This window comes from Actinomadura sp. KC06 (assembly GCF_004348735.1).
Lineage (GTDB): Bacteria > Actinomycetota > Actinomycetes > Streptosporangiales > Streptosporangiaceae > Spirillospora.
In genome coordinates this window covers 1-26,427 of the sequence record NZ_SMKT01000006.1, presented here as the reverse complement: position 1 = coordinate 26,427, position 26,427 = coordinate 1, and the positions used below count along the sequence as shown (strand labels likewise).

Annotated in this window: 25 protein-coding genes; 11 read left to right on the top strand and 14 right to left on the bottom strand. The window is 72.1% G+C overall.

Going from position 1 to position 26,427, the window contains the following annotated elements; all coding sequences use genetic code 11:
* Window positions 1-3: 3 nt before the first annotated feature.
* The 4 genes from E1287_RS03655 to E1287_RS03640 form a co-directional block, all read right to left on the bottom strand.
* The gene (locus E1287_RS03655; RefSeq protein ID WP_347813950.1) at window positions 4-1,326 is read right to left on the bottom strand and encodes an HD-GYP domain-containing protein; all 1,323 of its coding nucleotides are present in this window, start codon (window positions 1,324-1,326) and stop codon (window positions 4-6) included.
* Window positions 1,327-1,958: 632 nt separating this feature from the next.
* Window positions 1,959-2,888: an NAD-dependent epimerase/dehydratase family protein gene (locus tag E1287_RS03650; RefSeq protein WP_131963363.1), complete on the bottom strand. Its 930-nt coding sequence runs from the start codon at window positions 2,886-2,888 to the stop codon at window positions 1,959-1,961.
* Between the two features lie 19 nt (window positions 2,889-2,907).
* Window positions 2,908-3,213 (bottom strand): mycothiol system anti-sigma-R factor, encoded by a 306-nt coding sequence (gene rsrA, locus E1287_RS03645; RefSeq protein ID WP_131963362.1) that lies wholly within the window; start codon window positions 3,211-3,213, stop codon window positions 2,908-2,910.
* Window positions 3,210-3,965: a sigma-70 family RNA polymerase sigma factor gene (locus E1287_RS03640; protein WP_243718575.1), complete on the bottom strand. Its 756-nt coding sequence runs from the start codon at window positions 3,963-3,965 to the stop codon at window positions 3,210-3,212. The genes rsrA and E1287_RS03640 overlap by 4 nt, the downstream gene beginning before the upstream one ends.
* Before the next feature lie 187 nt (window positions 3,966-4,152).
* On the opposite strand from E1287_RS03640, the gene E1287_RS03635 reads away from it, so the two are divergent.
* Window positions 4,153-4,920, top strand: coding sequence for a methyltransferase domain-containing protein (locus E1287_RS03635; RefSeq protein ID WP_243718588.1), 768 nt, complete (start codon window positions 4,153-4,155; stop codon window positions 4,918-4,920).
* 3 nt (window positions 4,921-4,923) lie between these two features.
* Here E1287_RS03635 and E1287_RS03630 read toward each other — a convergent pair whose 3' ends face one another.
* Both E1287_RS03630 and E1287_RS03625 read right to left on the bottom strand, forming a co-directional pair.
* Window positions 4,924-5,256, bottom strand: a complete 333-nt coding sequence (locus E1287_RS03630; RefSeq protein ID WP_207933987.1) for a TraR/DksA C4-type zinc finger protein — start codon at window positions 5,254-5,256, stop codon at window positions 4,924-4,926.
* 78 nt (window positions 5,257-5,334) lie between these two features.
* Entirely contained in the window at window positions 5,335-6,186 is an 852-nt protein-coding gene (locus E1287_RS03625; RefSeq protein WP_347813949.1) for an SOS response-associated peptidase, read from the bottom strand.
* On the opposite strand from E1287_RS03625, the gene E1287_RS03620 reads away from it, so the two are divergent.
* The 7 genes from E1287_RS03620 (at window position 6,185) to E1287_RS03590 (ending at window position 13,890) form a co-directional block, all read left to right on the top strand.
* Entirely contained in the window at window positions 6,185-7,024 is an 840-nt protein-coding gene (locus E1287_RS03620; RefSeq protein WP_243718573.1) for a DoxX family membrane protein, read from the top strand. The genes E1287_RS03625 and E1287_RS03620 overlap by 2 nt on opposite strands.
* Before the next feature lie 108 nt (window positions 7,025-7,132).
* Window positions 7,133-7,735, top strand: a complete 603-nt coding sequence (locus tag E1287_RS03615) for a sigma-70 family RNA polymerase sigma factor (RefSeq protein ID WP_131963360.1) — start codon at window positions 7,133-7,135, stop codon at window positions 7,733-7,735.
* Window positions 7,732-8,418 (top strand): zf-HC2 domain-containing protein, encoded by a 687-nt coding sequence (locus E1287_RS03610; protein ID WP_131963359.1) that lies wholly within the window; start codon window positions 7,732-7,734, stop codon window positions 8,416-8,418. The genes E1287_RS03615 and E1287_RS03610 overlap by 4 nt, the downstream gene beginning before the upstream one ends.
* Window positions 8,419-8,455: 37 nt before the next feature.
* Window positions 8,456-9,727 carry a 3-phosphoshikimate 1-carboxyvinyltransferase gene (gene aroA, locus E1287_RS03605; RefSeq protein ID WP_131963358.1) on the top strand — a complete coding sequence of 424 codons (1,272 nt, stop codon included), beginning with the start codon at window positions 8,456-8,458 and terminating at the stop codon, window positions 9,725-9,727.
* 59 nt (window positions 9,728-9,786) lie between these two features.
* Window positions 9,787-10,752 (top strand): ribosome small subunit-dependent GTPase A, encoded by a 966-nt coding sequence (gene rsgA / locus E1287_RS03600; protein WP_243718571.1) that lies wholly within the window; start codon window positions 9,787-9,789, stop codon window positions 10,750-10,752.
* Window positions 10,753-10,811: 59 nt separating this feature from the next.
* On the top strand, window positions 10,812-12,386 hold the full coding sequence (locus E1287_RS03595) for a serine/threonine-protein kinase (protein WP_131963357.1): 1,575 nt from the start codon (window positions 10,812-10,814) through the stop codon (window positions 12,384-12,386).
* A 4-nt stretch (window positions 12,387-12,390) separates the two neighbouring features.
* Window positions 12,391-13,890 carry an FAD-binding oxidoreductase gene (locus E1287_RS03590; protein WP_131963356.1) on the top strand — a complete coding sequence of 500 codons (1,500 nt, stop codon included), beginning with the start codon at window positions 12,391-12,393 and terminating at the stop codon, window positions 13,888-13,890.
* On the opposite strand, the gene E1287_RS03585 is transcribed toward E1287_RS03590, so the two are convergent.
* On the bottom strand, window positions 13,887-14,738 hold the full coding sequence (locus tag E1287_RS03585; RefSeq protein ID WP_131963355.1) for a hypothetical protein: 852 nt from the start codon (window positions 14,736-14,738) through the stop codon (window positions 13,887-13,889). The genes E1287_RS03590 and E1287_RS03585 overlap by 4 nt on opposite strands.
* Before the next feature lie 179 nt (window positions 14,739-14,917).
* Here E1287_RS03585 and hisN point away from each other — a divergent pair, with 179 nt between their 5' ends.
* From hisN to lhgO, 3 genes are all read left to right on the top strand, one after another.
* Window positions 14,918-15,721, top strand: a complete 804-nt coding sequence (gene hisN / locus E1287_RS03580) for a histidinol-phosphatase (RefSeq protein ID WP_131963354.1) — start codon at window positions 14,918-14,920, stop codon at window positions 15,719-15,721.
* Window positions 15,722-15,869: 148 nt separating this feature from the next.
* Window positions 15,870-16,061 (top strand): hypothetical protein, encoded by a 192-nt coding sequence (locus E1287_RS03575; RefSeq protein WP_131963353.1) that lies wholly within the window; start codon window positions 15,870-15,872, stop codon window positions 16,059-16,061.
* 22 nt (window positions 16,062-16,083) lie between these two features.
* Window positions 16,084-17,271 (top strand): L-2-hydroxyglutarate oxidase, encoded by a 1,188-nt coding sequence (gene lhgO / locus E1287_RS03570; protein ID WP_131963352.1) that lies wholly within the window; start codon window positions 16,084-16,086, stop codon window positions 17,269-17,271.
* A gap of 4 nt (window positions 17,272-17,275) precedes the next feature.
* Here lhgO and E1287_RS03565 read toward each other — a convergent pair whose 3' ends face one another.
* The 7 genes from E1287_RS03565 to E1287_RS03540 form a co-directional block, all read right to left on the bottom strand.
* Window positions 17,276-18,760 carry a carboxylesterase family protein gene (locus E1287_RS03565; RefSeq protein WP_131963351.1) on the bottom strand — a complete coding sequence of 495 codons (1,485 nt, stop codon included), beginning with the start codon at window positions 18,758-18,760 and terminating at the stop codon, window positions 17,276-17,278.
* A 73-nt stretch (window positions 18,761-18,833) separates the two neighbouring features.
* Complete coding sequence (locus E1287_RS03560; RefSeq protein WP_131963350.1) at window positions 18,834-19,637, bottom strand: SDR family oxidoreductase; 804 nt, start codon at window positions 19,635-19,637, stop codon at window positions 18,834-18,836.
* Window positions 19,634-20,992, bottom strand: coding sequence for a cytochrome P450 (locus E1287_RS03555; RefSeq protein ID WP_131963349.1), 1,359 nt, complete (start codon window positions 20,990-20,992; stop codon window positions 19,634-19,636). The genes E1287_RS03560 and E1287_RS03555 overlap by 4 nt, the downstream gene beginning before the upstream one ends.
* 105 nt (window positions 20,993-21,097) lie before the next feature.
* Window positions 21,098-22,699, bottom strand: a complete 1,602-nt coding sequence (locus E1287_RS45380; protein WP_243718586.1) for an AMP-binding protein — start codon at window positions 22,697-22,699, stop codon at window positions 21,098-21,100.
* A 280-nt stretch (window positions 22,700-22,979) separates the two neighbouring features.
* The gene (locus E1287_RS45375) at window positions 22,980-24,053 is read right to left on the bottom strand and encodes a hypothetical protein (protein WP_243718569.1); all 1,074 of its coding nucleotides are present in this window, start codon (window positions 24,051-24,053) and stop codon (window positions 22,980-22,982) included.
* A gap of 84 nt (window positions 24,054-24,137) precedes the next feature.
* On the bottom strand, window positions 24,138-25,784 hold the full coding sequence (locus E1287_RS03545; RefSeq protein ID WP_131963348.1) for an AMP-binding protein: 1,647 nt from the start codon (window positions 25,782-25,784) through the stop codon (window positions 24,138-24,140).
* A 92-nt stretch (window positions 25,785-25,876) separates the two neighbouring features.
* Complete coding sequence (locus E1287_RS03540) at window positions 25,877-26,230, bottom strand: DUF3054 domain-containing protein (RefSeq protein WP_131963347.1); 354 nt, start codon at window positions 26,228-26,230, stop codon at window positions 25,877-25,879.
* Window positions 26,231-26,427: the final 197 nt, after the last annotated feature.

Sequence of the window (26,427 nt, the reverse complement as noted above, 5' to 3'; positions counted from 1 at the left end):
CCGTCACCGCCGCACTTCGTCGCTCGGCCGGACCCCGTCCCCGGCGACGCGAAGGGGCGCGCTCGGGTCGTCGTGGTCCTGCTGGGTGGTCTCGACGACGTCGTCGTCCGGCAGGACGACCGGGTCGGGCGGCACCCACGGGTCGCGTTCGAGCGCCCGCAGGAACGCCTCGACGATCTCCGGGTCGAAGTGGTCGCCCATGCAGCGGCGCAGCTCGGCGACGGCCTCCTCGACGCTGCGGGCGGGCCGGTAGGAGCGGGTGGACGTCATCGAGTCGAACGCGTCGGCGACGGCGATGACCCGGGCGAACTCGGGGATCTCTTCCCCGGCGAGGCCCATCGGGTAGCCGCGGCCGTTCATCTTCTCGTGGTGGTGCATGATGCCGGCGAGCGCCTCGTCCAGGAACCCGATCTCGCGGACGATCTCCAGCCCGCGCATCGGGTGCAGCTGGATCGCGGCGAACTCCTCCTCGGTCATCGGCCCGTTCTTCTGCAGCACCTTCGTCGGGACGCCGAGCTTGCCGACGTCGTGCAGCATCCCCGCGTAGCGGATGGCCTCGACCCGGTCGGCGCGCATCCCGATCTCCTGGGCGATCATCACGGAGCCACGGGAGACCCGCTCGGAGTGGCCGCGGGTGTAGTAGTCCTTGGTCTCGACGGCCTGGCACAGCGCGGCAAGGGTGGCGGAGTGCGCCTGCTGCTGCACGTACGCCTGGTCCATCGCCCACCGGGCGATGAGCAGCGGCAGCAGGACGAGGACGGCGGCGAACGGCCCGACGCGCGGCCACAGCCCGGCGATCAGCAGGCCGACCATGCCGTAGCCGAGGCAGCCGACGGCGAGGCGGCCGCTCTCGTGCAGCAGCTCGCGCGGCGTCGCCTGCCGGGCGAGCAGCAGCACGCCGCCCATGAGGGTCAGGTTGACCAGGACGAAGGTGACGAGCGCGCCGAGGAAGGGGCCGATGACGTTCTCGACCCAGCGGGCCTGCTCGGGATGGAACCGGTCGCCGCCGAGGAGTTCGAAGACCGTCCCGGCGATGAAGCCGCAGAGCGCGAGCTGCCCGCCGTTGAAGATGCGCTTGACCGGCGCGAAGAACCGCTGGCCGGTGACGACGGCGCAGAAGCCGAGGAGGGCGGCGCCGGCCGGGCCGAGCAGCACCACCGAGGCGAGGCTGGCGGCGAAGCTCATCGACACCCGCGCTCGGGCCAGATTCAGCCGGGCGGGCGCGGAGTCGCAGATGAGGAACAGCAGGGCCAGCACGGCGAGCTGGTCCCAGTCGATGTCGGCGAATGACGACGTGGCGATGAGGCCGGCCGCGAGGGCGACCACGCCACAGACGTACGCCCAGGCAGCGAGAGGTAGACCACGCATTGCCGCCCCTCAGGGAGGGAACACGCCCCATCCGGCCTGTCCGCGACGGCGCGTCCGGTGCGGGCGGGCCGGGGACGAGGAGTGTTCAGTGACGAAATGGCGGGCCGTCACCGGGTCGGCGCGTGCCTCTCGGCATCCGCGCCTACACCCAGGACACGCCCTCGGGCATCATCAGCGACGACGCCGAGGCGCACCGGCGCCGGACGTGTCCCGCCGGCGTCACGCGCTTGAGCATGGCTCCTTGCCTCCCCCCGCGATCCGGGCCGTCCGGCCTCGCGGCCGGTCGCCGGGACCGGGACGGTCCAGGCTTCCGGCCGAGCACATACCCCGAATTCACGGGTATGCACGTGCTCCCGTCGCTGATTTCGGCACAAGCCTAACGTGGACTGCCCAGGCCACACAGGCATGCGAGGAAACGTGAGCAAAGCGTGAACCTATCGTCACCTTAGGTGATCATTTGACCGGCCCGAATGCGCGTTTCGTATGCGGACAATATTGGGCGACACCGGCAATGCACGTGCAGCCGCAATTCCATCCGAATATGCACGGGGAAAGTGGACGAAAACGGTGACACCTGGCGAGCGAGGCATTCAGCGGCGAGCCGGGGCGTTCCGCTCCCGCGCCCACGCGACCGTCTCGGCGACGCCCTCCCGCAGGCCCACCTCGGGCGTCCAGCCGAGCGCCTCGCCCGTCCGGCGCGGGTCGACGGACATCGCGGGCAGGTCCCCCAGCCGGGGCGGCGCGAACTCCGGGTCGTCCGGGGCGCCGGCCGCCTCCGCGACCACGGTGTGCAGGTCGCGGTCGGTGGTCTCGACGCCGGTGCCAACGTTGAGCCGGAGCCCGCCGCCCTTGTCGCCGGCCGCGCGGGCGAACGCGTCCACCACGTCCAGCACGTACACATAGTCGCGGGTCTGGGTGCCGTCGCCGTACACCTTGGTCGGACGGCCCGCCAGCAGCGCGTCCGTGAAGATCGAGACGACGCCCGCCTCGCCTTCCGGGGTCTGCCTCGGGCCGTACACGTTCGCCAGCGTCAGCGTCGTGAAGTCGATGCCGTGCAGCGCCATGTACGTCTGCGCGTACACCTCGCCGGACACCTTGGACGCCGCGTACGGGGACGCGGGCCGCAGCTCGGCGTCCGGCGGGACGGGCAGCGCGTCCGGCACCCCGTACACCGCGCAGCTCGACGTGAACACGACCTTGCGCCCGCCCGCGGCCCGCGCCGCCTCCAGGACGTTCGCCGTCCCGACCACGTTCGTGCGCGCGTCGTGCAGCGGGTCGGCCACGCTGGCGCGGACGCTGACCTGGGCGGCGAGATGGCAGATCACCTCGGGCCGCCGTACCGCGGCCTTCTCGGCGAGCGCCGGGTCGGCGACGTCCATCTCCCACAGCTCCACGCCGGGACGGACGTTCGCGCCGGACGACAGATCGTCCACGCCGATGACCTCATGACCGTCGGCGACCAGCCGGTCGACGAGATGGGAACCGATGAAACCGGCCGCGCCGGTGACGAGAACGAGCACCCGCAGAACGATACCGGGGTCAGGCGCTTCCGGACGTCTCGGACTTCTCCGCCGCCCCGGACGCCTTGATCTCGCCGCAGATCTCCTCGATGCGGCCGAGCACCTTCTCGCGCAGGTCGCCCGGCGCGGGCTCGCAGCCGCAGGACTTGTTCACCAGCTTCTTGACGGCCTCTTCGAGCCCGTACTCGCGCAGGCACGGGCCGCACTCGTCGAGGTGCTCGCGCACCTCACCGCACCCGCCCTGGTCGAGCTCGCCGTCGAGATAGGTGTAGACCCGCGCCAGCACCTCGTCGCAGGGAGTCTCATGGTGGTTGCCGCAGCTCATTTGGTGGAACCTCCGCTCGCCCTGGTCAGGCCCCGGTCCTGAGCGTAGTCCTCCAGCATGCCGCGCAGCTGCCGGCGGCCGCGGTGCAGCCGCGACATCACCGTGCCGATGGGCGTGCCCATGATCTCGGCGATCTCCTTGTAGGCGAAGCCCTCGACGTCGGCGAGGTAGACGGCGATGCGGAACTCCTCCGGCAGCTCCTGCAGCGCCCGCTTCACGTCGGTGTCGGGCAGGTGCTCCAGCGCCTCCGCCTCGGCGGACTTCAGCCCGCTGGACGTGTGCGACTCCGCGCGGGCGATCTGCCAGTCCTCGATGTCCTCGGTGGCGGCCTGCTGCGGCTGGCGCTGCTTCTTGCGGTAGGAGTTGATGAACGTGTTGGTCAGGATCCGGTAGAGCCACGCCTTGAGGTTGGTGCCTTCCTTGAACTGGTGGAAGGACGCGAACGCCTTGGCGAACGTCTCCTGGACGAGATCCTCGGCGTCCGCCGGGTTGCGCGTCATGCGCAGCGCGGCCGAATACAGCTGGTCCAAGAACGGGAGCACGTCGCGCTGGAACCGCTCCTGGCGCTGCTCCACGGTCTCCGTGGTGCCCTGTACCTGACCCACCCCCTCGGCTGTGGCGCCAGTGGCCTTGATCCGGCCGTCGGCGTCGTTCCCCACAGACGATATCGGCCCGCGCGGCCTGCTCAGGCGGGCGGGTGCCGACGCGTCGCCGCGCGGTGTCCGCTGCAGATCGGCAACGGCTGTGGTCATCGGTGTGCACCTCCGCTGTACTTGCCTGTGAGACGGTGCAACACCGCAACGTCGCCGCCGATTCCCCGTCAGGAAGTGACGAAACGAACCGCCCCCGCGCACCCCCGTCCTGCACGGAGGGTGATGATCTCCCCCGACGGGGAAGACCTGACATATACGGCGAGAACAGGAGCAAGCGGTGCAACCGGTGCTACCGGCGCAACCTTCCGAGCCCACCATCGCCAGTCTGCGTGACGTCTCCGGGGACTCCCTGGCGCGCTACTGGACGTTCTACTGGGCGGTCGCGGCCGCCCAGCTCGCCCGGTGGCTGCCGCGCAGACCCTCCCGCGTGCTGGACGTCTCGGGCGGACGCTGCGCGGCGCAGGCCGCCGAGGCCGGCCACACCGTCCTCGAAGTGCGCGATCCGGGGCGGGCCGACGCGGGGGAACGCCCGGCCAAGGGCACCGCCATCCCGCTGATCGGCGACACGGGCACGCTCGCCTTCCTCGCCGACGCGTCCATGGACGCCGTGATCGCCGAGAACCGCGTCCTGTCGCGGCACCTCGCCACCGAGTCCACGGTCGCCGAGATCGCCCGCGTGCTGCGACCCGGCGGACGCGTCCTGCTGTGCGTCGACTCCTTAACGCTGGGCATGGCGCTGCTGGCCGAGCGGAACTACTGGGCGCACCTGTCCGACGTCCCGAGCGCCGAGGTCGTCCTCGTCCCCTGGCCGGACGGGACGATCACGCGCTCGTTCTCGGCCCACCAGCTCCGCGAGCTCCTCGCCGACGCGGGCCTCGAAGTCGAATGGGTCAGGCCGCGCACGGTCCTGTCCCCTTCGATGGTCGAACACGTCCTCGCCGGCTCCCCACGCGCGCTGGCACGGCTCGTCCGCACCGAACTGAACGCCCCGAACCCCGACGAGTCCCTAGGCATTCACCTGCTGGCCAGCGCCCGCCGCCGCGCCAAAGCGTGACCTTCAACGACCGCTGCGGTCGTGGGCGGACTGGCAGGTTATGCAGCGGGCGGCGTCCGGGCGGGCCTCCAGGCGGCCTTCCGGGACGGGACGGCCGCAGCCGACGCACCGGCCGTAGGTGCCGGCGCCGATCCGCTCCAGCGCCTCGGCGACGGCGCGGCGGTGGCGTTCGAGGGAGTCCAGGGCGGCCTCCACCCGGTCGTGGGCGGTGAGGCCGGCCCCGGCGTCGGCGGGCGAGCTGTCGCGCTCGGGGCTCTCCCCCCGGAGGATGGCGATGGAACGGTCCAGGTCGTCGAGCATGGACTCCAGGCGGGAGCGGGCTACGGCGGTGTCCACGATGCTGCGAACTCCTCCCGGTGGGGATTCCGGGCGATGCGAGGGTCGGGGATCCGACCGCCGCCGCAGCGGCCGCGGTCAGAACAAACTGCCGGAATGGTTTCCAGAACTATCCCCAGAAGTCGCCGGTTCTATGAGTTCCGGACCGTTGTTTCTGACGCTGTTGACGGCCTTCGACACCGGATAGGCGTCCATTGTCCCGGCCATCGCGGGCACCAGCAGGCCGCGGACCTGCTCGGCGTCGGTCAGCGCCGGGTCGAGCCAGGCGTCCCAGCGGTCCGGTTCGACGATCATGGGCATCCGGTCGTGGATGCGGCCGAGGTCGTCCGGCGCGTCGGTGGTGATCACCGTGCACGTCCAGAGCCATTCGTCCTCGGGCGACTTCCACAGTTCGTAGAGACCCGCCATCGCCATGATGGCGCCGTCGTTGGGACGGATGAAGAACGGCTGCTTCTGCGGCTTCTTCTTCTTGGCCTTCTTCTCGCCCTCGGCCGGATCGGGCGTGTCGCCCTGGTCCTGCAGGGTGTACCACTCGAAGTAGCCGTCGGCGGGCAGCAGGCAGCGCCGCCGCGCGAACGCGCGGCGATACGACGGCTTCTCGTGCACCGTCTCGAACCGCGCGTTGATCATGCGCGAGCCGATCGACATGTCCTTCGCCCAGGACGGGACGAGCCCCCAGCGGACCGTCCGCAGCTGCCGGACGGCCGGCTCCTCCTCCGGCGCGTCCTTCGGGCGCCGGTTCAGCACGACCGGGACCTGCTTGGTCGGGGCGACGTTGTAATCGGGCTGGATGTCCCCGTCGACGGCGTCGAGCTGGACCTGGAACTCGTCCAGCAGCTCCTGACGCGCGCGGGTGGTGGCATAGCGTCCGCACATGCCTCCCATCCTGCCGCGCTTGAGGCGCGGCGCGCTGGGCATGTAGCGGGTCATGCGACCCTTCACGACTCTGGCCCGCCCGTTCGTGGCGGCCCCTTTCATCATGAACGGCCTGGACGCGGTCCGGGATCCGCGCGAGCGCGCCGAGCGGGTCGGCCCGGCGGTCAAGCCGGTCGCGGACCGCATCGACTGGCTGCCGAAGGACGCCGAGACGCTCGTCCGGATGGAGGGCGCGCTCAGCCTCGGCACCGGCGCGCTGCTGCTGACGGGCAGGTTCCGGCGGCTCACCACGCTGCTGCTCGCGGCGCAGCTGCTGCCCGCGCTCGCGACCGAGCACCGCTACTGGACCGAGGACGACCCCGAGCGCCGCGCCAGCGAGCGGTCCCATCTGCTGAAGAACGCCGGGCTGTTCGGCGCGCTGCTGATGGTGGCCTCCGAGCCGCGCCGCGCGCCGCGGACGGCGGAGGTGCGGCGGCAGGCCAGGGAGGCGCAGATCAAGAGCGCGGCGGAGGCCAAGGCGCTGCGCCGCGAGGCGGCCATCACGCTGCGGGACGCGCGCCGCGAGGCCGCTCGGCAGGTGCGCACCGCCCGCGCCGAGGGCGGGCGCAAGGCCGCGAAGACGGCCAGGTCGGCGAAGGGCGCCAAGGCGCGCGGCGCGTTCGCGGCGGGGAAGGCGGGCGGCGCTGTGAAGGCGGGCAGCGGCGCGTTGAAGAACGCCGGAAGCGCGTTCCGGCTGGGCCGGGCGTCCAAGCCGGGCCGGGCGGCGCGGGCGGGCAAGACCGTCAAGGCGGGGACGGCGACGCAGGCGGCCAGGGCGATGAAGGCCGGACGGACGGTGAAGGCGGGAACGGCCGTCCAGGCGGGCCGGGTCCGGCAGGCCGTCAAGCGCTGACTTCCCGAAGAGAACCTTAAGAGAGTCTCAAATCCGTTGAACCACGGCCGTGGACGGTCCCGTACTGCCATGTGACCCCGACCGACCAGCAACGGAGACGCCAGGGCCATGGCAGTTCCCGGATCGACCGGTCGCCAGACCGGCGGGTTGCGGAGCCTGCTCCGCCGACCCGGCGCGGCGCGGCCCGCCGAGCACGACAGGGCGGTGCGCGACGAGGACATCGTCGCCGAGCTGTACCGCGAGTACCACCGGCCGCTCCTCGCGTTCGTCCTCCGGCTGACCGGCGGTGACCGCCCGTGGGCAGAGGACGTGGTGCAGGAGACCATGATCCGGGCCTGGCGCAGCGCGGACCGGCTCGACGACCGCACGTCCTCGCTGATGCCCTGGCTGGCCACGGTCTCCCGGCGTATCGTGATCGACCACCGGCGGCATCGCGAGGTCCGGCCGCCGGAGGTCGGCGACGGCCCCCTGGAGAACCTGCCGATGGCGGATGAGCTGGACGGACTGCTGCGCAAGGTCGTCGTGACGGAGGCGCTGGAGTCGCTCTCCCCCGCGCACCGGCAGGCGCTGACGGAGACGGTGCTGCGCGACCGGACGGTGAACCAGGCCGCCGAGTACCTCGGCATCCCGGTGGGGACGGTCAAGTCCCGCGTCTATTACGCGTTGCGCGCGCTGCGCGTCGCCTTGGAGGAGAGGGGGGTGACCTCATGAGCTCCCAGGTCGAGCACACCGACGTCGGCGCGTACGCGCTTGGCCTTCTCGAAGAGGGCGACCGGCGGGCCTTCGAGGCCCATCTGCACGGGTGCGGGACGTGCCAGGCGGAGCTGCGGGAGATGTCGGGAACGGCGGGCGTCCTCACGGCGCTCGGGGCCGGGGAGCCGGACGAGCAGGAGCCGTCCACACCCCCGGCGCCGGTGATCGACATGATGCGGCGCAGGCGGCGAGCCGACCGCCGGTCGCGCCGCGCGGTCCTCGTCATCGGGACCGCTGCCGCCGCAGGCGCGCTGGTCGCGGGAATCGGCGTGGGGACGGCGCTGGATGACGGCGGCACCACCCCGGAGCCGGCTCCCATCACCGGTGAGCGGTTCACGAGGACGAACCCGGAGACGGGCGCGTCCGGCACCGTGGGCCTGATCGACAAGGGCTGGGGGACGCAGGTCAGCCTGGAGCTGCACGGCATCAAGGGCCCGCTGAGGTGTCACCTGGAGGCCGTGTCGAAGAACGGTGAGCGCACCGTCGTCGCGGGCTGGCGCGTCCCGGACAAGGGGTATGGGGTGCCGGGGCAGCCGAAGCCGCTCGTCATGCAGGGCGGGACGGGCCTCACCCGTCCGGAGATCAGCCGCTTCGAGGTGCGCCTGGACGAGGGCGGGACCCTGCTGACGATCCCGCTCTGATCATCGGGCGGCGGCTCCGCCCGGATAGCCTTGGGTCATGCCCTCTCCGCACTGGTCCGCCCCGGTCGCCCATGCCCCGGTGGACGCCGTCGTCCCGCTGCCCGGGTCGAAGTCGATGACGAACCGGGCGCTGATCCTGGCCGCGCTCGCCGACGGCCCGTCCACGATCGTCCGGCCGCTGCACAGCCGCGACACCGAGCTGATGGCGGACGCGCTCCGCGCGCTTGGCGTGGGCATCGGCGAGGACTTCGAGGACTGGCAGGTCCTGCCGGGCGAGCTGGCGGGCCCGGCGCGCGTGGACGTGGGCCTCGCCGGGACGGTGATGCGGTTCCTTCCGCCCGTCGCGGCGCTGGCGTCCGGCGAGGTGGCGGTGGACGGCGACCCGCGCGCCCGGGAGCGTCCGATGGGCCCGATCATCACCGCGCTGCGAGCCCTCGGCGCGGACATCGAGGACGGCGGCCGCGGCGCGCTCCCGTTCACGGTGCGCGGGACCGGGGCGGTGAACGGCGGCCAGGTCGTGATCGACGCGTCCGGGTCGTCGCAGCTGGTGTCGGGGCTGCTGCTGGCCGCGCCGCGCTTCGAGAAGGGCGTGGAGGTCAGGCACGAGGGCCCGCCGGTGCCGTCGGCGCCGCATCTGGCGATGACCGTCCAGATGCTGCGGGACGCTGGCGCGACCGTCGAGACGGAGCACAACCTGTGGCGTGTCGCGCCTGGCCCGCTGCGCGGCGGCGAACGGGTGATCGAGCCGGACCTGTCGAACGCGGCGCAGTTCCTCGGCGCCGCGCTCGTCACCGGCGGCCGCGTCACCGTGCCGGACTGGCCGTCCGAGACGACCCAGCCCGGCGACGCGCTGCGCGACCTGCTCGCTCAGATGGGCGCCGACGTCTCCCACGGCGCGGACGGCCTCACCGTGCGCGGCTCCGGCGGCTTCCAGGGCCTGGACGCCGACCTGCACGAGGTCGGCGAGCTGACCCCCGTGCTCGCCGCCCTCGCCGCGCTGGCGGAGTCGCCGTCCAGGCTGACGGGGATCGCGCACCTGCGCGGCCACGAGACCGACCGGCTCGCCGCGCTGGTCACCGAGATCAACGGGCTGGGCGGCGACGTCCGGGAGCTGCTGGACGGCCTGGAGATCAATCCGCGCCCGCTGCGCGGCGGCGTGTTCCGCACCTACGACGACCACCGGATGGTGATGGCGGCGGCCGTGCTCGGATTGGCCGTTCCCGGCATCGAGGTGGAGAACCCGGGCACCGTGGGCAAGACTCTTCCGAACTTCACCGAGCTGTGGGCGTCGATGGCGGCGCCCGCCTGAGCGCAGGGAACGGATCACTGGCACGACGAACACAGGATTATGACGAGGACGACGTCCGGGTGCGGCCCGGGCGCCGCGGGTCGCGTCCGCGCACCCGCCGCCGTCCCGCGCACGAGGACGCCTCGTCCGGGTTCGTGACCGCGGTGGACCGGGGCCGGTACCGCTGCCTCGTCGACCCGGGCACCGCCGAGGAGCGCGGCGTGACCGCGATGCGCGCCCGCGAGCTGGGCCGCAAGGGCGTCGTCGTGGGCGACCGGGTGGCGCTGGTCGGGGACGTGTCAGGCGACCCCGACACCCTGGCCCGGATCGTCCGGGTCGAGCCGCGGACGTCGTCGCTGCGCCGCACCGCCGACGACACCGACCCGTTCGAGCGGATCGTCGTCGCGAACGCCGACCAGCTCGCGATCGTCACGGCCCTCGCCGACCCGGAGCCCCGCCCCCGGATGATCGACCGGCAGCTCGTCGCCGCCTACGACGCCGGGATGGACCCGCTGCTCTGCCTCACCAAGGCCGACCTCGCCGACCCCGCCGACCTGGTCGCCGAGTACGCGCCGCTCGGCGTCCCCTACGTCGTGACGAGCCGCGGCGGCGACCTGGACGAGCTGCGCGGCCACCTGTCCGGGCGGACGAGCGTGCTGGTCGGGCATTCGGGCGTCGGCAAGTCGACGCTGGTGAACGCGCTCGTCCCGGACGCGGAGCGGGCCGTCAGCGAGGTCAACGCGGTCACCGGGCGCGGGCGGCACACGTCCTCGTCGGCGATCGCGCTGGAGCTGCCCGGCGGGGACGGCTGGATCATCGACACCCCCGGCGTGCGGAGCTTCGGCCTCGCGCACGTCGACCCGAAGAACGTGATCAACGCGTTCGAGGACCTGGCGGACGGCGCCGCCGAACGCTGCCCGCCGCACTGCGATCATCTGCAGGAGAACTGCGGGCTCGACGGGTGGGTGGACGAGGGCCGCGCCAGCCGCGCCCGCCTCGACTCGCTGCGCCGCCTCCTGGCGAGCCGCGAAGGCGACGCTGAATAGCCCGGCATAGCCGGGCATAGGCCGCACCTCGCCCGGCTCGCGTCGGTATCGTCGCCCTCATGGTCCGGACGATCGCAGCGCGCTACGAGCTGGTGGAGGTGCTCGGACGCGGCGGGATGGGCGCCGTGTGGCGGGCCCGCGACCGCACGCTCGACCGCGAGGTGGCGGTCAAGGAGGTGTCGCTGCCGCAGGGCCTGGACGCGGCGCAGGTCGAGCGGACGTACGCGCGGACGTTCCGGGAGGCGAGGTCGGCGGCGCGGCTGGACCATCCGGGCATCGTGACCGTCCACGACGTGGTCGAGGAGGGCGGCCGGCCCTGGATCGTGATGCAGCTCGTCCGGGCCGAGAGCCTTGACAAGGTCATCGCGCGGGAGGGGCGGCTGCCGCCGGGCCGGGTCGCGTCGATCGGCGCCGACCTGCTGGACGCGCTGTGCGCCGCGCACGCCGCCGGGGTCGTCCACCGGGACGTCAAGCCCGGGAACGTCCTGCTACCGCCCGGCCGGGCCGTGCTCACCGACTTCGGCATCGCGACCGTCGCCGGGGACGAGACCCTCACCCAGGCCGGCGCCATCGTCGGGTCGCCCGCCTACCTGGCGCCCGAGCAGGCCCGCCACCAGAAGGCCACGCCCGCGTCCGACCTGTGGTCGCTGGGCGCGACGCTGTACGCCGCCGTCGAGGGCCGTCCCCCGTACAAGCGGCCGGACGTGTGGGGCGTGATGGCCGCTCTCCTGTCCGACGACCCGGATCCGCCCCAGCTCGCCGGGCCGCTCACGCCCGTCCTGCACGGCCTGCTCCGCAAGGACCCGGATCAGCGGATGAGCCCCGACGAGGCCGGACGGCTCCTCCGCCAGATCGCGCAGACGCCCGCGCCCGCCGTCCAGCCGCAGCCTCCACTTCCGGGGGTGACGCCGCCGCACAACCTGACGCTGCCGCCGCCCGCCGCGCCGACGATCGAGTCCCCGTCGTGGCCGACGCAGCCCCCGTTCGGCGGTCCGCCGCGGCCGCCGCGGCGCCCGCCTTGGCCGCTGATCATCCCGGGCGGGATCTTCGCGGCGGCGTTGGCCGTCGCCGTCATCGCGGTCGTGGTGTTCACCAGCAACGGCAACGAGCAGAAGGGCAACGACCCGCCGACGTCTTCGGCGGGATCGTCCTCGTCGCCCTCGTCGTCGCCGAACGTCGCCGTGCCCTCCGGCTACCGCCTGTACCGGGGGTCGGCGTTCGTCGCGGCGGTCCCGCAGGGCTGGAAGGACGAGAGCTCTGGCGACGACGTGTCGTTCACGGACCCGGCGCAGGGAGTGCGGCGGGGCCTGGTGATCCAGCGCGTCTCGAACACCGACTTCGCCGATCCGGGGAACGGCCTCGCGGACGCGATGGGCAAGATGAAGGCGGACACCGCCGAGTACCCCGAGTTCAAGCAGGAGAGCCTCGACCGCAACGTCGCCTACCAGGGAGGCACGGCCGCCGAAGCCCAGTTCACCTTCGTCAAGAACGACATCCCCGGCCGGGTCCGCATCCGGGTGTTCAAGTTCGACGGCGCCATCTACCAGGTCGTCCTCGCCGCCGGGCAGGCGCACTGGGACGGGGCCGTCCCGGCCTACGAGACGTTCCTCAGCACGCTGCGAAGCACGTCCTGACGCCATGGACCGGCGAAGGTTACTCAAGGCGACGGTCCTCGGCCCCCTGGCCGCCGCCGGGTGCTCCGACGAGAAGCCGTCCGGCGGCGGCGCGTCCGGCGATCGCCCCTCCCGGCCGCCGCGTCCGACCGGCCCGGCCGACTGGAACGCGCTCGAACGCGGCCTGGACGGGACGCTGATCCGTCCGTCCGACGCCTCCTACGCGCAGGCCCGCCGCCTCTACATCCCGCGCTACGACGGCATCGAGCCCGCAGGCATCGCGTACTGCAAGACCCCGCAGGACGTTTCCGAATGCATAGCGTTCGCGACGCAGCAGCGGATGCCGGTCGCGATGCGCTGCGGCGGCCACAGCTACGCGGGATGGTCGACGGGCACGGGCCTCGTCGTCGACGTCTCCCCGATGGACACGGTGAAGCGCGACGGCGGCAACGCGGTCGTGGGCGCAGGGACACGGCTGATCGACCTGTACGCCGGGCTCGCCGATGACGGCGTGGGCGTCCCGTCCGGCAGTTGCCCGACGGTCGGGGTGGCGGGGCTGACGCTGGGCGGCGGGATCGGCGTGACGTCCCGCGCGTACGGGCTGTCCTGCGACGCGCTGGTGTCGGTCCAGGTCGTCACCGCGGACGGACGGGTCCTGACCTGCGACGGCAAGCAGAACCCCGACCTGTTCTGGGCCTGCCGGGGCGGGGGCGGCGGCAACTTCGGCGCCGTGGTCTCGTTCACGTTCCGCGCGCACGAGATCGCGGAGGTCACGCCGTTCAGCGTGCGGTGGGCCTGGTCCGATGCGGCCGACGTGATCCGCGGCTGGCAGCGCTGGGCGCCGGCCGCGCCCGACGAGGCATGGACGAGCCTCCGCCTCGACACCCAACCCGGCCAGGCGACCCCGAGCATCGAGGTCATAGGCGTGGCACTCGCGGACGCCACCCGCCACATGAACGCGCTGACAGCCGCGACGGGCGCTGACCCGACGTCGTCCACCTCCCAAAGCCTGCCCTACCTGGACGCCATGAAAGTCATGGGCGGATGCGCGGGACAGACTGTCGAGCAATGCCACGTCCAAGGCACACTGCCCGGCCAGCGCCCCACCGGTGCCTTTCCCAGGACGAACTACGCCGGTAAATCCCACATCGCCTACAAGCCACTGCCCGACAACGCCATCAGCGCTCTCCTGGACCGCTTCGACAAGGGCAACGATGTCCAGAACCGCTCCGTCCTGATGGACGCCCTGGGCGGCGCGATAGGCCGCGTGGGGCCGGGCGACACCGCCTTCCCGCACAGGAAGGCTTTGTTCTGCGTCCAGTACCTCGCCCCCGACAACGCCTGGCTTCGCGCCACGCACGCGGCGATGGAGCCGTCCATGGGCGGCACCGCCTATGTGAATTACATCGACCCGGACCTCAAGGGCTGGGCGACCGCCTACTACGGCCCCAACCTGGACCGGCTCAAGAAGACCAAGGCGGCCCACGACCCTGAAAGGCTGTTCCGCTTTCCCCAAGCGCTCTAGCCGCTCGACGGCTCCTCGAACAGGCTGCGCGCCCTGGCCTCGGCCTCGTTCAGCGCCTTGACGTGCTCGGGCGCGAGTTCCTCCACGCAGCGGGTCATCTCCTCGGTGACCCAGCTGAACGCCGTCTCCTCAGCGCCGCGCAGCGCCGCCCGCACGCTCGCGGAGCGGGCGCCGAGCGCGGCCCATTCCAGCTCCAGCCGCGCGACGGCCTCGTCGAACGCCCGGGCCGTCTCGGCGCCGGCGTCCTTCATCTCGTCCGGGACCGGTCCACGCCCCGCCTTGCGGGCCTGGCCGGACAGCGTCGAGATGCGGCCGGCCAGCGCCAGCCCTTCCCGGGCCAGCGGCAGCACGTCGTGGATCAGGTCGGTGACCGCTTTCGCGAGCTCCTCGACGCGGGTCAGCAGCGTCTGCGTCGCGGCCTCCAGCGCCGTGGACGTGCGCTCGGCGACCCGTTCGGCGACGTCCTGCTGCCGTTTGGACAGCACCGGGACGATGTCGCGGTCCAGCCTGCGGCGCACCTCGCGCTCCCGCGCGCCGCGTTCGCCGGGCCCGGCCCGTTCCGCCCAGTCGGCCACGACGCGCTCGATGCGCTCCTCCCCGGACGCGGCGATCTCCGCCGTGATCTCCTCCATGGCCTCGCCCACGCGGGCCTTCAGCCGTTCCACGCGCCCGTAGAGGGCCTCGCGCTTGAACGGGTCGTTGAGCTCGTTGAGCTGCGCCTGCAGACGGCGGGACACGTCGATCGCGTGCTCGGCCAGCGGGACGAGGCGATCGGCGAGCTCGTCGAGCGTCTCGGCCCGGCGAGGGTCGGTCAGCTCGGCCACCCATGCGGGAAGGTCGTGCGCCATGCGCCCATGCTGCCATCACCGGGCGCGCGGCACCGGCTATTCCAGGGGGTGCGGGGGCTCGCCTCCGCACGGGAGACGGGCCGGCGGCGTCCCGGCGCGCCTCAGCCGGACGACCGAAAAGCCGGAACGGCCGGGTAAGTGTGTCTGGACCGGGCGTGATCAGGGTAGCGTTGCACGCCGTGGCGGGCTATTCCGATGACCTGCGTCTCGCTCATGTGCTGGCGGACGGGGCCGACGACATCACGACCAGGCGTTTCCGTGCCCTCGATCTCGGCGTCGAGACCAAGCCGGACCTGACGCCGGTCAGCGACGCCGACCGCAGCGTCGAGGAGCAGATCCGCGGCACGCTGAAGCGGGCCCGCCCGCGCGACGCGGTGCTCGGGGAGGAGTACGGCAGGACCGGGTTCGGGAACCGCTGCTGGATCATCGACCCGATCGACGCGACGAAGAACTTCGTCCGGGGCGTCCCGGTGTGGGCGACGCTGATCGCGCTGATGGAGAACGAGGAGATCGTCGTCGGGGTCGTGTCGGCGCCCGCGCTGCAGCGGCGCTGGTGGGCGGCGCGCGGCGGCGGCGCGTGGACGGGCCGGAGCCTGACCCGCGCGTCCCGGATGACCGTGTCGTCGGTGACGGCGATGGCGGACGCGTCCCTGTCGTTCTCCAGCCTCAGCGGCTGGGAGGAGCAGGGCCGCCTCAGCCGGTTCATCGACCTGACCCGCGAGGTGTGGCGGACGCGGGCGTTCGGCGACTTCTGGTCGCACATGATGGTCGCGGAGGGCGCGATCGACATCTCCGCCGAGCCGGAGGTGTCGCTGTGGGATCTCGCGGCGCTCCAGGTCATCGTGGAGGAGGCCGGGGGCATGTTCACCGACCTGTCCGGCGTGCCGGGCCCGGACGGCGGCAGCGTCGTCTGCACGAACGGCAAGCTGCACGCCGAGGTCCTGCGCACGCTCGGCGGCGGCCAGCTCTCCCTGCGCATCTGAGCGCCTCGGACCCGGCCGGATGGACCGGCGGATCCGGGTGACCCGGCCCGGATCATGGTTCCATCGGGCGGACTCGCGACATATCGTGGAACAGCGGTCGCGGGGCGGCCGTTGTACATACAGGCGGCCCGTTTACGGAGGTACCCGGATGTCGACCCAGACCAAGTTCGTGATCGGCGGCGTCGTCGTCGGCCTGCTGACCCTGTTCATCTTCCCCTGGTGGCTGACCGCGCTGATCATTCTCGGCGTCCTCGGGGCGCCGGTCGCCGGCTACCTGATGCTGGACCCGTCCCAGCGCAAGCGCGTCCGCGCGCAGGGCCGCAAGCGCCTGGGGAGCTGAGCCCTCCCGCTAGGGTGCGGGTGTGGCGGAGGTGCGGGTCGGCGTCGTGGGCGCCGGCATCCTCGGGCTGGCGGTCGCCCGCCGCCTGGCGGAGACGCGCCCGGACGTGAAGGTCACGGTCCTCGACAAGGAGGACCGTGTCGCCGCGCACCAGACGGGCCGCAACAGCGGCGTCGCCCACGCGGGCCTGTACTACGCGCCGGGTTCCCTGAAGGCGACCCTGTGCCGGCGCGGCATCGGCCTGCTCAAGGAATATTGCACTGACCGGAATCTCCCCTACGAGGAGCGCGGCAAGGTCGTCGTGGCGCGCGACACGGCGGAAACGGCCGCTCTGGACGAGATCGAGCGCCGCGCGACCGCGAACGGCGTCCCGGGCCTGCGGCGGCTGACCGGCCCCGAACTGCGCGAGATCGAACCGCACGCCGCGGGGGTCGCCGCGCTGCACTCCCCCACCACCGCGATCGTCGACTTCCCGGCGGTGGCGCGGGCGTTCGCCGACGACGTCGTGAAGGCGGGCGGCGAGGTCAAGCTCGGATTCGAGGTCGTCCGGCTGGGACGCTCAGGCGAGCGGGTCACGGTCGCGTCCCCGGACGCAGAGCTGACATTCGACCGGCTGGTGGTGTGCGCGGGCCTGCACTCCGACCGGGTCGCCCGCCTGGCGGGCGACTCTCCCGAACCGGCGATCGTCCCGTTCCGGGGCGAGTACTACCGGCTGGTCCCGTCCCGGACGGATCTCGTCCGCGGGCTGATCTATCCCGTGCCCGACCCGCGCTACCCGTTCCTCGGCGTGCATTTCACGCGCCGCGTGGACGGCGGCGTCGACATCGGCCCGAACGCCGTCCTGGCCCTGGCCAGGGAGGGGTACCGGTGGCGGGACGTCCGTCCGGCGGACGTGTGGGAGACCGTCCGCTGGCCCGGTTTCCGGCGGTTGGCCCGCACGCACTGGCGGACGGGCGCGAAGGAGCTGTACGGATCGGCGCTGAAACGGGCGTTCGTCGCCGAGGCGCGGAGCTTCGTCCCCGACCTGACCGCGGCGGACGTCGTCGCCGCGCCCGCGGGCGTCCGGGCGCAGGCCGTGGACGCCGACGGCTCCCTCGTGGACGACTTCCGCATCGGGCGGATCGGCCCGGTGGTCACCGTCCGGAATGCCCCGTCTCCGGCCGCGACGTCCTCTCTCGCGATCGCGGAGCACGTGACCGGAGGCTTCTGAGGGCCTAGTCCCAGAGCTTGCGGTCGTCGCCGTGAGGGTCGTGGACGACGTCGTCCCCCGGCCCATCGAACATCTTGACCGCGCGGGCGGACGGGTCGAACCGCGCCCAGCCGGGGTCGCCGTGCACGGCGAAGTCGACCCAGGCGCGGTGCATCCGGTCGGCGAGCCCCTGCGGCGGGTTCGGCCCGGCGAGGCCCTCGGGGTCGCCGGTGAGGTTGTCGAACACGAAGCCGAGCTCCAGCGCGTGGCAGGCGCCGAGGTCGTGGTTGGGCGACCGCCAGGCGAACTCGTACATCCAGGTCCGGCCGCCGGACGAGGCGTGCGCGGCGGCGGCCCGGTCGGCCGGGATGCGGAACATGCCGTCGGTGATGATCGCCGCCATCAGCTCGCCGGGCGTCATCGCGGGATGGTGGTCGCGGTACCCGGCGGGCACCCCGGGCGGGAGGCCCATGCCCGCCGCGACGAGGCCGATCAGCTCCTCGGTGAACTCGGCGGCGAGCCCGGACGGCATCAGGAAGAACCGGAACTCCTCGGTCGTGTACCCGATGAGCAGGTCCACGTCGCGGCCCGCGCCGCCGGCGATGGCGTCCTCGGGCCGGCGGCGCAGCAGGTCGCCGTCCAGGACCGGGATGAGCGACATCCCGCTGGCGGCGGTGGTCGCGCCCCACCGGCCGGGGTCGGGCAGCGCGGCGACCTCGGCGGCGACCGCCGACTGGACGGGCAGGATCGCGGCCGGCTCCAGCGCCGCGAACCCCTCGGCGGTCGGCTCCACGCCGAGCCGTGCGGCCATCTCCCGGGTGACGAGCATGGCGTCGTCCGGGTCCTGCGCGACGGCGCCGGCGCCGCTCTGCGCGATCGCGCGGCCGAAGAGCCCGAGGTCGAGGGAGAGCAGCGTGGTGACGCTCATCGCCCCGGCCGACTCGCCGAACACGGTGACGCGATCCGGGTCGCCGCCGAAGGCCGCGATGTTGTCGCGGACCCACTCCAGCGCGGCGATCTGGTCGCGCAGGCCCCGGTTCGGCGGGGCGCCGGGCCGGCCCGGGGGGCTGGGAAAATATGCGAAGCCCTCCACGCCGAGGCGGTAGTTGATCGTCACGCAGACGACGCCGTCGCGGGCGAAGTTGCGGCCGTCGTAGACGGGCAGCGCGCCCGACCCGTTGCGGAACGCGCCGCCGTGGATCCACACCATGACCGGCAGTCCGGAGCCGCCGGGCGTCCATACGTTCAGGTTGAGGCAGTCGTCGCCGGGGATGTCGGGGTCGTCCAGGAGCCGGGTGTAGGGGTGCGGGTAGCCGGGCTTGGGCGCGGTCGGCCCGTACTCGGCGGCGTCGCGAATCCCGTCCCACGGCTCCGGCGGGCGCGGCGGCCGGAAGCGGTTCGGCCCGAACGGCGGCGCCGCGTACGGGATGCCGAGAAACGCGGTGACGCCGTCCCGCGTGGTGCCGCGAACCTTTCCATAGGCCGTCTGAACGACCGTCCCCCGTCGCATGCGACCCCCCGGTCCTAGAACGAAGTTCGACCAGGAGAGCCTACGGGACGCGGACGCGTGCGAACGCGCCCCGCTACGTCCGGATCCGGGCGTCGTAGGCCTTCCGCGCGTCCGGATCGAAGTCGAGGAAGATCCGGTCGAGCCCGTAACGGCGCGCGATGGCCTGCCTGACCCGGTCGGGGAGCAGCGAGCCGAGCCGGACCTGCCGGGCGAGCTTCGCCGGGACGACGACCTGCGCCCGCGGGCGCCCGATCAGCTCCACCACGGCGGCGGCGATGTCCTCGGGCTCGCAGTTCTTCATGCCCTTGGGGCTGCGCGTCCCGGCGATCAGCTCGGTGTTGGTGAACGTCGGCAGGACGGTGCTGACGTGCACGCCCCGGTCCTGCACCTCCAGCCGGGTCGCCTCGGTGAATCCGACGACGGCGGCCTTGCTGGCGTTGTAGAGCGCCAGGCCGGGCGTGAACGTGACACCGGCCAGCGACGCGATGTTGATGACGTGCCCGCCGCCGCGCGGGAGCATCCGGTCGAGGGCGAGCTTGGTGCCGAGCATGACGCCGTGCACGTTGATGTCGATGCAGCGGCGGGCGTCGGCGTCGCTCTCGTCCGTGACCGGCCCGATCGGCATGATCCCGGCGTTGTTGATCACCACGTCGAGCGGCCCGGCGGCCTCCTCGGCGCGGTCGAGGAACGCGGCGAACGACTCGCGGGACGTCACGTCCACGACGAGGCCGGTGACCCCGAGCGACTCCGCGGCCTCGGTGACCGCCGCCTCGTCGATGTCCCCGATGACGACGGCGGCGCCCTTCGCCTTCAACGCGCGGGCGGTGGCGAGGCCGATGCCGCGCGCGGCCCCGGTGATCGCGACGGCTTTGCTCATCGGCTCTGCTCCAGACGGTCGAGGCGGACGGGAAGGCCGTCCTTCGGCGACGGCAGGGACGTGGTGTCCAGGGGCAGCTCGTACCGTCCCGGGACGCTCCAGCGGTATCTCAGCAGTACCTGGTGCAGGATCGACTTCACCTGCATCCCGGCGAAGTACATCCCGATGCACTTGTGCGCGCCGCCGCCGAACGGCGACCACGCGTACTTGTGGACCTTGTCCTCGCGGCGCTCCGGCGAGAACCGCCCGGGGTCGAACGCGTCCGGGTCGGGCCACCAGTCGGCCATGCGGTGGTTGCTGAGCATCGGGACGACGACGATCGTCCCGGCGGGGATGTGGAAGCCGAGGACGGAGGTGTCCTTGACGACCTTGCGCGGCAGCGCCGGGACGGGCGCGATCAGCCGCAGTGACTCCTTCATCACCAGGTCCATGCCGGTGAGGGCGTCAAGGTCGGCGTAGTCAAGTTCCGTCTTGCCGAGCGCGAGGGACTCGTCCCGGAGCCGCTCCTGCCATTCGGGGAACTTGGCGAGGTAGTACGCCATCGACGTCAGCGTGATGGTCGTCGTGTCGTGCGCGGCCATCAGCGCGAAGATCATGTGGTTGACGACGTCCTCGTCGGTGAACCGCTCCCCGTCGTCGGACTCGGCCGCGCACAGGGCGGCGAACAGGTCGTCGCCGCCGTCGCGGCGCTTGGCGGGCAGGTGCCGGTAGAAGAACTCCTCCAGCACCTTGCGGGCCTGCAGGCCGCGGTGCCAGCGCAGCCCCGGGACGGGGAAACGCACGTACGCCGTCCCGGCCCGGACGGCGTCGATGAACGCGCCGTTGACCCGCGCCCGCTCGGCGTCCCCCAGCTCGACGCCCATGAACACGTCCGCGGCGAGGTCGAGCGTGAGCTGCTTGACGTGGTCGTACACCTTGAAGGCGCCGCCGGGCTCCCACGCCTCGACGCCCTGGACGATGCCGGGGGCCATGGCGTCCATGTAGGCGCGCAGGCGGGGACGGGTGAACGCCTGCTGCATGATGCGCCGGTGGTGCAGATGCTCCTCGAAGTCCAGGAGCATGATGCCGCGGTTGAAGAACGGCCCGATGTAGTAGCTCCACGCGGGCCCGCTCGCGAACGCCTTGTCGCGGTTGACCAGGATGACCTCGGCGCCCTCGGGGCCGTGGACAGTGACCGTCCGCTGCCCGAGCAGCCATCCCCAGGAGACCTGCCCGTGCTCGGCGTACCGTTTCCTGGCCGTCCCGATCGGGTTGCGCATCACGGCGATCGTGCTGCCGATGTAGGGGATGCCACCCACCCCGGGGACCGCTTTCAGCCCGCTGCCCGCCGGTGGCGGCGCGAGGACGCTCGTCATGACCCCTCCGGACGCGTGCGACAGATGATGCACTCCGTCGCTTCGTTGTAACGTAGCGAATGCCAGTAAGTCCAGACTTATCGCTCGTGACTTGTGACTCCCTGGTCACCGCGCCTCGCGGGCCGCCGGCGCCTTGAGCAGCCGCCTGCGGGCCGCGTCCGTCAGCGGCCGGTACGCCCCCGCCTTGTCCCGGTAGTAGGCCCTGCCCTCGCCCGCGGACGGGACGCCCTCCTCGCGCAGCGGGGCCGTCCGCAACCGTCCGCCGGCCGTGACGGGCACCTCGTCCACGACCCGGACGATCGCGGGCCGCAACCCCGGCTCCACCCGCAGCAGCGCCTCGGAGATGTCCAGCGGCTTCAACTCCGCGGCGCCGCGCAGGCTCACCGCGGCAGCGGCGAGCTCCGTCTCCCCCACCGGGATCCCGTAGACGGCAACGGTGTCGACATAAGGCAGATCGCCGAGCGCATCCCGGACAGGGCCCGGCGGGACGATCCCCTCCCCCGTCCGGATCAGCTCGGCCTCCCGCCCGGCCAGCCAGAAGTCTCCGTCCGCGTCCCGGCGGAAGAGGTCGCCGGTGATCGTCCAGGCGTCCTCCGGCGCGAACACGCCCCGCACGCAGCGCCCCGCCGTCCCGACGGCGGAGAGCCGCACACGCGCGAGCAGCATCCCGATCTCACCCGGCTCGCACTCGACGGCCAGCCCGTCGGCGCCCTCGTCCAGGCGCCCGTTCTCCAGGTCGTACCGGGCGAGGCGCACCTCGGCGCTGCCGGGCAGCGGCCGTCCCAGCGACCCTGGCTTCTTGCCGCTCAGGTTGACCAGGACCGACTCGCCCTCGGTCGACGCGTAGAACTCCAGCACCCGCGCCGGCGCGAACCGGTCCTCCACCCGCCGCCACAGCCCGCGCGGCATGCCCGACCCGATGAACAGCCGCACGGCATGGTGCCGCTCCGCCGGATTGGGCGGCGCCTCCACCAGGTCGCGCAGCAGCATCCACGTATAGGACGCGACGGTCACGCCATAACGACGCGCTTCGTCCCAGAACGTCTCCGGGTCGTACGCACTCGCCAGCGCCAGCCGCGCACCCCCGGCGACAGCACCACCCAGGCTCATCAGCAACGCGGACGGATGATGGATCGGCGTGATGCTGTACACGGTGTCGGACGGCGACAGCGCCGCGGACGACGCCGTCCCGAACGCCGACAGGGCCCACCGCCGGTTGGTGATCCGGTGCGCGCGCAGCAGCTCCCCTTCACCCCTGAACACGACGAACGCGAGGTCACCGGCCCGCCCTGGGTTCGCCCTGAACCACCCCGGCACCTCGACGAGCTCCGGATCGATGGTCTCCATGTCCATGAGAGACTCGCGCTCACCACGCCCCGCACCGCCCAGCAGAAACCCCTCGACACCCTCCATCTCCGCCACCCGCGCCGCATGCTCCGGATCAACGATCACCCGGCCCACCCGGCTCAATCGCGCCTCGGCCGCCGGGTCGCCATCAGGCCGCAGCAGCACCGCGACGGCGCCCAGCCGGCTCAACGCCGCCACAAGCGCGAGCGCCGTGGGCCGCGTACCCATGAGCACGCCGACCGAGTCGCCCCGCCGCACTCCGATGTGGATCAGCCCGCGGACAACGGCGTCGACCCGACGCTTCGCGGCGTCATGCGTGTAAGGCCGCCCCTTGTACAGGAAGAAGACTTCATCGGGCATCCGCCGGGCCTGCTCGTCCAGAAGCAGCCCCATGGACATGCGGGTGTCCGACTGGATGCGCTCAAGCCGCGCCAGCCGGGGCAGGTTCTGCGCCGCCTCGCCGCCGAGCTGCCGGGTCCCGTGAATCGCCCGCGAGGCCGTCCGGTAGGCGGACCGCGCCGCGCTGCCGCCAACACCCATCACAAGCTGGAGCCCATACCCTGCCGAACCCCCCGGCAGCCCCGCGGGCTCCGCCTCCTCATCACCCGCGACGGGCGCGACAATATCGGGAAGCCCGCCCTCACCAGCCCGCCATTTCGCCCACTCCGCCACGGCCGGCCAGGTCCGCGCGATCGCCAGGCTCCCGACGACGAGCCCGAAATGCCCGGCGCGCAGGGACGCCTCGTACACCTGGGCGCGCGGCGCGGCCCGCCGGATCCCGCGGACCATCGGCGGCGGCGCGATCTCGTCCACCTCGCCGACGAACGTCAGCACCGGGCAGGTGATGTCGGCGAGCGTGACGAGCCGGTCCCCGATGACGAACCCGCCGGTCAGCATGCGGTTGTGCTGGACGAACTGGCGGACGAACTCCGCCAGCGCGGGCCCGCGGCCACGACACCCAGCCCTCCCGCTCCAGGAACCGCCGCTGCCGCTCCCTCGGCGCCAGCCGCTCGCGGTCGTGCAGCTGCAGGATGAAATCGACCCGCGACCGCACCGACTTCACCGGGCTCAGCAACTGGAACCCGAGCCGCGTCACCCACCCCGGAACCGCGAACCCGCCGAGCACCCAATCGGGAACCCGTCCAACCCCTTCGGACGCGAGCCACGCAGGCAATCCGAACGGCAACGCGACGCTCGTATCGGTCGGGCTCCCGAACGTCACCACCGACTCGATGCCCTCACTTCGCCGGTAAGCCGCAGCCTGGTAGACGAACATCCCGCCCTGCGAATACCCGGCAAGGTGGACGTCCCGCCCAGTGGCCTTCCGAACCCGATCCACCGCGTCACTGACAGCCAGCACATGATCGGTGATCGTCCGCTCAAGCCCTCCGGGCTCCCGCTCGGGCGCGCCGAAATCCACGACCCAGGGATCGACCCCGGCGTCCCGCAGCACCCGGACGGCGCTGACCCGCGAGGAGATGTCGTACACCTCCGCGGTGATCATCAGCGGCGGGACGAGCAGCATCACCGGCCCGTCCCCGCCGTCCGGGAAGTAGTGCCGCAGCCGGTACACCCGCTGCTCGGTCACCACCTCGCAGGGGGAGGCGTCCTCGTCGGTGTCGAACCCGCCGAACCGGGCGACCTCCAGGGCGTTCTGGGCGGTGGATCCCAGGCGGGCGCCCAGGCGGAACAGCGTCTTCGCAACAGCCGGCATCGTCGACCTCTCACAGCGTCAACGGCCATGGTGTCCTGCCGTAACCGCCTTTAGCAATTCCACTGATCTTGCCGGCAACGCAGATCAGGGAATGACGCGGGCTCCCTCCATCTGCCCGGCCCGCAGCCGCTCCCACATGTACCGGCGGCGCGGCTTGCCGCTGGACGTCCGGTGGATCAGCCCGGTGCCCACCACGATCGTCAGCTCCACGTCGCCGCCGAGCCTGCGGCGCAGCATCTCGCGGATGTCGCCCGTCCACGACTCGTCCTGCGTCTCGGCGAACAGTGCAAGCCCTTTGCGTCCGGCGCCGGGAACGCCCACCACAACGATGCGCCCCTTCCCGAGCCCGCTCGCCTCGGCGATCTTCGCCTCAAGATCCTCGACGTAGACGGACCGCCCGCGAACCTTGATGCTGTCGCCCATCCGCCCGAGAACGAACAGCTGCCCGGCGTGAAAGAACCCGGCGTCCCCGGTGAAGACTTTCCCGTCCGCGAACCGAGTCGACTTCCCCTCAGCTCCCGCGTAATAACCAGGACAGGCAGAAGGGCCGCCCACAACAATCTCCCCGAGCAGCCCCTCCCCCAGCTCTCGCCCGGAATCGTCCACGATCGCCACGGGCACGCCCGCCTCCGGCGTGCCGCACCCGACGACCCACCCGGCCTTCGCGCCGCGCGACTCCGCCCCGAGCGTGTGCTCCTCCAGAATCCGGACGGGCTCCCCAAAGGAAAGCCCCTCGGGATCGGGCCGGACCGCCAGCGGGTCGCGGCGCTCGGCGTCCATCGTGACCAGCAGGGTCGTCTCGGCCATCCCGAAGGCGGGCTTGAACGCGGCCCGCGAGAACCCGAACGGCTCCACGAGCTGCGCGAACACCTCCAGCGCGTGCGGGTCGATGGGCTCGGCGCCGACGATCGCCGTCCGCCACCCGGACAGGTCGACCCCCTCCAGCTGCTCCGGCTTGACCCGCCGCGCGCAGTAGGAATAGGCGAACGGCGGCGCCGCGGTGTGCGCGGCCTCCCCGAAGCACCGGATCCACCGGGCAGGGTCCCGGATGAAGTGATCGGGCCGCATCAGTTTCAGCGTGGCCTGCCGCGCGATGGGCGTCAGGAAGCACCCGATCAGCCCCATGTCGTGGTACAGCGGCAGCCACGACGCGACGGAGTCGTCGTCCGCGAACCCGGCCGCCCGAGCAATGAGCTCGGTATTGGCCTGAAGGTTCTCCCAAGTGACCATCACCCCACGGGGCGCCCCACTCGACCCCGACGTGAACTGCAACAGGGCCAGCTCCCCGGCGGGCTGCACCGCCGCCGCCTCGCCCGCCTGCCGCGGCTGCCACGGCTCCCCGCTAAGCCCCGCCTGGTCCATGGCGCGCGCGGCGTAGTCGTTCAGATCCTTGGACGCGATGACCAGCGCCGGCGCCGCCTGCCGCAGGATCGCCGCGACATGCGCCACGTAGTCGTCCCCGTCCTGGAACAAGGGCGGCGTGATCAGACAAACAGTCGCCCCGGCAGCCCACACCGCGAAATACGTCTCGATGCACGTGAAATCAGTAGGCAGGACGACACAGACCACATCACCGGGCCGCACACCCTCTTCCATCAGCGCCCCGGCCGTGCGTCGCGCGGCGGACGCCAGCTCCCCGTACCCGCGGTACTCCCAGCCGTCGTCGGTAGCCAGGTGAACGCCGCGTCCGGTGTTCGGCTCGTCCAGCCAGTCGCGCAGCGCAGATGCCATCCGTGTCCCTTTCACCGACGTGACTCGCCGGTAACTTCATCAGGGACGCCCCACCAGAGTCAATCGCGCCGATCAGCAAAGAGACCGCCCGGTCATTTGGAGACGTCCCACAAGGCCGCCACCCCGCGCCACCCGAGCAGCACCACCCCCAAGAACAAGGACGCCACAACCACGAACACGACCGCAGTGCCCTGCCCGGCAACCCCCCGCAACACCATCCCCACACCCACGGTAGTCACCCAAACAACAACCCCAACAGGCCAAACCCCCTCAGGCCGCCGCCAGCCCCGACTAACAACCCACCCAACGCAGCCCCCCGCAAGAAACGGCCAAGCAGCCTCAACAAACCCGGAGACCCCGCCCCCCTCATCATGCGTAGCCCGTCCAACAGCAACAAACACAAGCACCCCAACAACATCGAGCCCCGCCCCAACCACAGAACGCATACCCCAAGGCTATTAACCACGCCACAACCGCACCAACGCACCCGCCGAACCCAAGGAAGGGGGCCAGGGGGGGACTGTACAAATAACGGCGGATCTAACGATCAAGGAAGAGACGCCACATGACCGAGACCGCCGAGCCGTCCGCGACCGTGGACGAGTCCGTTGAACAGGGCCAGGACCAGGCCGTGAGGCCGGAG